The sequence below is a fragment of the Treponema endosymbiont of Eucomonympha sp. genome (assembly GCF_001028545.1).
In genome coordinates, this window is sequence record NZ_BBPW01000612.1 from 1 (window position 1) to 460 (window position 460).

Here is a 460-nt window from a genome sequence, read left to right on the forward strand (position 1 = left end):
GACACGGATTTGACGATGATCGGGTATTTTAGAACGATGCGGTTTTCTTCGCTTGTTTTCGACGCCGTTCCGCCGACATGGAATGTTCTCATCGTAAGCTGTGTACCTGGTTGACCTATGGACTGTGCGGCGATAATACCGACTGCTTCGCCGATTTCGACAATTTTATTGCGCGCCAAATTGCGCCCGTAGCATTTACAACAGACACCGTGACGGCTTTCGCAGGTGAGCACCGTACGGAGGTTCACGCGCTCCACGCCTATCTCGTCAATTTTTACGGCAAGCTCGTCGGTAATATATTCGTTTATATCGCAGATAAGTTCTCCTGTAATTGGGTGCAGCACCTGTTCTTGCGTAAATTTTCCCGCGATGCGATTTTTCAGCGGTTCGATAATCTCATCGCCGTCTTTCACCGCCGTATAGTCAACACCGTTAATCGTACCACAGTCGTCTTCGTTAA

The 460-nt window shown here is 48.9% G+C and carries 1 pseudogene; it reads right to left on the minus strand.

Features of this window, described 5'->3' with window-relative positions:
• Positions 1-460, minus strand: a pseudogene (locus AWU74_RS08315) (DNA-directed RNA polymerase subunit beta'); the annotation flags it as partial.